This is a genomic window from Pseudoalteromonas sp. Z1A6, from assembly GCF_011378745.1.
Lineage (GTDB): Bacteria > Pseudomonadota > Gammaproteobacteria > Enterobacterales > Alteromonadaceae > Pseudoalteromonas > Pseudoalteromonas arctica.
Map to the genome: position 1 here is coordinate 1 of NZ_WTKW01000473.1, position 2,543 is coordinate 2,543.

Consider the following 2,543-nt stretch of genomic DNA (forward strand, 5'->3'; position numbering starts at 1 on the left):
AATAAGCTGCCGTTTTTGTATTACATACATATTATTAAAATAGCTCTTCTTCTGTTTTAGTGTCTTCTTCAAATATATCGTTAGGCTGAGATAGCACATACTTTGTAGGTGCAGTACCTTTTTCAAAATATTCAAATCGACTCGTGTAATCATTTTTATGGCTAAGTAAGCCGGTAGCTAAATCAATACGAATAGAAACAAGTCCCTCAGGCGGCTCAATTGGGGCTTCAGGCTTGCCTTCAAGTGCCGCTTTCATAAATTCAACCCATGCTGGCTGCGCGGTTTTAGCGCCAGATTCCGCACCTGATATTTGGCTGCTATCTAGGTTGTTGTTATATGTAGAGCGACCAAGAGCGTTGCCCGGATTATCAAAGCCAACCCAAACTGAGGTCATCACATTACTATTAAAACCGCTAAACCAGGTATCTACTGAGTCATTAGTTGTGCCTGTTTTACCTGAAATATCGCGACGATCTAGCGCTTGTGCTCGCCAACCGGTTCCACTCCAACCTGTTTTATGAGCCCAGCTACCACCCCCCCAAATTGCACTATTCATAGCATCAGCAATTAAAAATGCATTTTGCTTAGAAATAATTCTCGGCGCACATTTTTTCGTTTGCTCCATTTCATCATCACTATTATGCATCGAGAGAGCATTGTGTGTTGGCAAAGGCTCTTCGTCACAGGCAAGAGCAGGGTTTGCTTTAAACAATATATTGCCGTAAGCGTCTTGAATTTCTGAGATAAAGTAAGGTTCAATTAAATGACCGCCATTGGCAAATGTGCTCATGCCTCTTGCAAGTTCAAGCGGGGTAATAGAAGCACTACCAAGTGCTAATGATTCACTACGATTAATGTCAGCGTCTTTAAAACCAAATTTTAGTAAGTGATCAGCTGTACGTTGCAATCCAACACCACGTAGTAAGCGCACCGAAATAACGTTTTTAGACTGTGCTAAAGCACGGCGAATTCGAATAGGACCGTTGTAAACAGCAGGGCTGTTTTTAGGGCGCCATGCTACGCCTTGGCTCTTATCCCATTGGTTTATAGGTGCATCATTTAATATAGACGCAAGCGTGTAACCTTTTTCAAGTGCTGCTGAATATATAAAAGGTTTTATATTAGAACCCACTTGACGCTTAGCTTGTATCGCTCGGTTGTATTGACTTTGCTCAAAGCTGTAACCCCCTACAATAGCTTTTATTCTACCGTCTTGTGGATCGAGGGATACAATAGCGCTTGATGCTTCTGGTATTTGGCTTAATAAGTAGCTGTTATCTTCGTTTTGACGTACCCATATTTGCATACCTGGCGTTAAAATATCAGTAGCTGCTTTTGGAGCAAAGCTTTGGCGGTAGCGAGTAATATACTTACGCGCCCATTTTAAACTATCCCAACTGAGAGTTGTTTGCTCACCGTTTTTAAGTAGTACTGTAGCTGTTTTATTATTAACACTGAGTACTGCTGCAACTTTTAAAGTGCCTAACTCATTTACGCTCTGTAATTTATTGAGTATTTGTAGCTCAGTTAAAGCTGGTTGTGTTTCAGGATTCCATAAAACATCAGTTGGACCTCTAAAACCATGACGCATATCGTAACTGTGTAAGTTATTTACAAGTGCGTTTTGCGCTGCTTTTTGAACCTTTGACTCTACTGAGGTAAAAATTTTAAAACCAGAGTTGTAAGCTTTATCTACCCCATAGCGCGAAACCATTTCAGCGCGCACCATTTCAGAGATATACGGTGCGTATAAGTTTATTTCTGCACCGTGAAAATAAGCTGTAATAGGTTGGCTAGTTGCTTCGTTATATTGCTCTTGTGTTATATAGTCTTCGGTCAGTAAACGGCCTAAAACTACATTTCGGCGCGCTTTTGCACGCGTTGGGTTACGAATTGGGTTTAAAGCTGAAGGTGCTTTAGGTAAACCTGCAATCATCGCCATTTGCGCAAGTGTTAAATCTTTTAGCTCTTTACCGTAATAAACTTGCGCTGCTGCACCAATACCGAAAGCACGATTACCTAATTCTATTTTATTAAGGTAAAGCTCTAAAATTTCGTCTTTTGTTAACACTCCTTCAATATGAAGCGCTATAAATATTTCTTTAACTTTACGGATATACGCTTTTTCGCGTGTTAAAAAGAAATTACGAGCAAGCTGCATAGTAATAGTACTTGCACCTTGTTTTTTCTCGCCAGTAGATATAAGAACAACAGCCGAACGTACTATACCAATAGGGTCTATGCCTATATGATCGTAAAATCGATTATCTTCTGTCGCTAAAAATGCATTAATGAGTGTTTGAGGAATTTCATCAATAGTCACTGGAATACGACGTTTTTCACCAAATTGATTGATTAAAAGCCCATCTTTAGTGAATACTTGCATAGGAGTTTGTAATTGCACGTCTTTTAAAACTTGCACACTGGGGATATCAGGTTTAACGTAGTAATAAAGACTGATCAAAGTAATCAGACCAATTAACACACAAATGATAAAAAATTGTAAAGTTCGTTTTAATAAAATCACTTATATTTCCCTAAAT

Annotated in this window: 1 protein-coding gene; it reads right to left on the reverse strand. The window is 39.2% G+C overall.

The genetic code is table 11. The features are described from left to right. Nucleotides 1-34: 34 nt before the first annotated feature. The gene (locus GQR46_RS18625; protein ID WP_165742015.1) at nucleotides 35-2,527 is read right to left on the reverse strand and encodes a PBP1A family penicillin-binding protein; all 2,493 of its coding nucleotides are present in this window, start codon (nucleotides 2,525-2,527) and stop codon (nucleotides 35-37) included. Nucleotides 2,528-2,543 lie beyond the last annotated feature (16 nt).